Source organism: Pseudomonas sp. PME37.24/025, from assembly GCF_055556615.1.
Genome location: NZ_JBVHNK010000099.1, coordinates 1 through 286 on the forward strand (window position 1 = coordinate 1; position 286 = coordinate 286).

The following is a 286-nucleotide window of genomic DNA, read 5'->3' on the forward strand; positions in this document are numbered from 1 at the left end:
GTGCAAATGGTACGTTCTCGGCAATCGACTTGTCGATAAAGAGAGTAAGTACTTGGCCGGCCGCTTTCAGGTTCGCCGTTGCATCAATGAACGCCTGCTGCATGGCCGTTTCCGCTGCGGATTTCGCTTCCGCCTCGTACTGATCCACCAGATGAACGAATGCCTCGATCAGGTTGTCATTGATCTGCAAGAAGCGATGATAGGCAAAGCACAGAAGGAATAGCCTGGCTGTGGCTACCGGCATGCGCTGCAGCTTATAGACGGTATAGAACTTGACCAGCGAGGC

Annotated in this window: 1 protein-coding gene; it reads right to left on the reverse strand. The window is 53.1% G+C overall.

Annotated elements, in window-relative coordinates; translation table 11 throughout:
• Positions 1-286: hypothetical protein (locus ACZ3HH_RS29665; RefSeq protein WP_465810102.1), on the reverse strand; the 286-nt coding region annotated here is incomplete at both ends.